The sequence below is a fragment of the Planomonospora antibiotica genome (assembly GCF_014647955.1).
Classification (GTDB): domain Bacteria; phylum Actinomycetota; class Actinomycetes; order Streptosporangiales; family Streptosporangiaceae; genus Planomonospora; species Planomonospora parontospora.
The window spans coordinates 1-2262 of the sequence record NZ_BMQE01000122.1 but is presented as its reverse complement, the minus strand read 5'-3'; the positions used below and the strand labels follow the sequence as shown (position 1 = coordinate 2262).

3 protein-coding genes are annotated in these 2262 nt (G+C 65.8%); 1 reads left to right on the top strand and 2 read right to left on the bottom strand.

The genetic code is table 11. The annotated features are described in order from the left end of the window. The coding region (locus IEZ06_RS35655; protein ID WP_189241081.1) for a transposase at positions 1 to 752 on the top strand (752 nt) is incomplete at its 5' end. A gap of 148 nt (positions 753 to 900) precedes the next feature. Here the strand turns inward: IEZ06_RS35655 and IEZ06_RS35650 are convergent. Then, a complete protein-coding gene (locus IEZ06_RS35650; protein ID WP_189241080.1) occupies positions 901 to 1827 on the bottom strand; it encodes a hypothetical protein in 927 nt (308 codons plus the stop codon). A 24-nt stretch (positions 1828 to 1851) separates the two neighbouring features. Beyond that, positions 1852 to 2184 carry a hypothetical protein gene (locus IEZ06_RS35645; protein WP_189241079.1) on the bottom strand — a complete coding sequence of 111 codons (333 nt, stop codon included), beginning with the start codon at positions 2182 to 2184 and terminating at the stop codon, positions 1852 to 1854. Positions 2185 to 2262: the final 78 nt, after the last annotated feature.

Here is a 2262-nt window from a genome sequence, read left to right as displayed (position 1 = left end):
CCTGGCGCAAGAAGGTCCTGATCCGGGTGGACGGCGCCGGCTTCTCCCACGCCCTGCTGGAATGGATCGCCGGCGCGGGCGGCCGCACCAGCCCGTCCTACCGGTGGGAGTACTCGGTCGGCTGGGCCTTCACCGAGCGCGAGCAGGACGCCGTGGAACTCGTCGACGCCCGCGGCCTGTGGCAGGCGGCGACCGGGCCCGGCGGCGAGTCGCGCCCGGATGCGTTCGTCGCCGACGTCACCGGCCTGCTCGGTGATCTGTCGGCCTGGCCGAGCGGCCACCGGGTGATCGTCCGCAAAGAGCCTCTGCACCCCCGCTACGCCCGCGACGCCTCGCCGTACGAGAAGAAGCACGGCATGCGGTATCAGGCCTTCGCCACCAACACCGCCCGAGGCCAGATCGCGTTCCTGGACGCGCGGCACCGCAAGCACGCCCGGATCGAGCCCAGGATCCGTGATCAGAAGGCGAGCGGCATGGGTCTGCTGCCCTCGCGTGAGCTGCAGGTCAACGCGGCCTGGCTGATGGCCACCGCGCTCGCGGTCGATCTGCGGGCCTGGCTGCAGCTCCTGGCGTTGGACGGTGAGCTGGCCGCGGCCACACCCAAGACGCTGCGCTACCGCCTCCTGCACGTCCCGGCCCGTCTGGTGCGCGGCCAGCGCCGACGCCGGTTGAAGATTCCCGGCACGTGGCCGTGGGCGGACGCCATCGTGCGCGCTTTCTCGCGTATCTGGGCCCTGCCCCATCCGACCTGACCGGAGCACCTCGCCCGACGGCCATCGAGAGGAGGACCTGCATCGTCCCGGGCCCGTGGAACCCGGCGTCACCGGCACGTCAGCCGAAGCGCGTCCCTGCCCGATCAGCGTCCCGGGCAGGGATCAAAGCGACATCACAGGCGCAAGATCAGCTGGCCGCTGCGGTGAAACAACGAGGCCGGTAGGCATCGACGATCTCGTTTCGCAGGCTGTTGCGGATTCCCGCTGTTCTGGCCAGCCAGATGTCACGGCCCACACCATGCGGAACGTATTTGGCGAAGTAGTAGCCGAATCGCTCATCCACTTTGCTGGCGAAACCGCCGGCAGGCGCGCTGCTCCTGCGCTGCAGCGTTCCGTACTCCATGTCTTTCGCATGGCGGCGTACTGTTCTGAAGCGCCACTCCGCACCGTTGCGCGCACCGAAGTAACCCCCGATGACACTCAGCAGGTAGGCGAGCAACTCGACGACCCGGCCTGCCTGTGCCAGCAGATAGCCGATGTGGAGTGTCGCGATGACGAAGACGACAGTCGCCGCCACGGCCTGAGCCCAAACAGCGAAGGGAACGTCGACCGGCTGCGGTGGACGCACCCGAGGCTTCGCAGAGATCGGTTCGAAGAACTTCCAGACGCGATCGGCCCGATCCCTGGCTGTCTGCTCCAGCTTGGCCCGTGTCAGGGCATGGTGCCACATCTGGTCCTCGATCGGCCCGTCCAGGAACGAGTCCAGATGCCGCACGATCAGAGTGCGCTGGGTGTCACCGAGCTCGTTGAATTCCTTCAGCAGGACACGGATGTCCTCCCCGGGTTTCTCCACGGATTCCAGCAATCGGTGAATGGCTTTCACGCCGTCGGACCATGCATCGTCACCGACCAGATGAAGCATCCTCTTCGAGTGCCGCAGCCTGGCTGCTTCTTCCTCGGACAACTCATGCCGAGTTCTTCCGCTCACCAGGGCGAGCAGCCAGTAGAAACAGACTTCGTTGGTGACGTATCGGGCTTCGAAGGCTTCGTGGATGAGCTGCCACGCCCGTCTCGGCATACCGCCGTTGAGGACCCGAACGCGAGCAATCGTCAAGACCTGTGGATCGAAGAAACTCAGCTACCGGCGTTGCTGAGCCAGCCGAAGACCGGCAGCAGCGCGAACACGTCGTGTTCTTCCCCGGTCGGCAAGTAGGCGCAGTGCAGCCGATGATGTCAGCACCTGCGCGGCCGTGCGCTGACACCAATCGGAGGCGGCCAGAAGATCCTTCGGCCCCCACGGGTCCTTGACGGCGATCGACCTCAGCACCATCCATTCGCGCAGGCGGTGAGCGAGGAACTCCCACTCCGCGGTCACGGTGACCATGGCCTCGATCCAATCGGGGAAACCCGCATCGGCCAGAAGCTGCGCTGCTCGCCGGTCCAGGTGACGGACCACCGCAGACTGGGCCATCACCGTATCCGGATCACTCAGAGGGCTTTACGTGAGCCGAAGTCTTTGATGTCACAGTGTGATCGATTGGATTTGTAT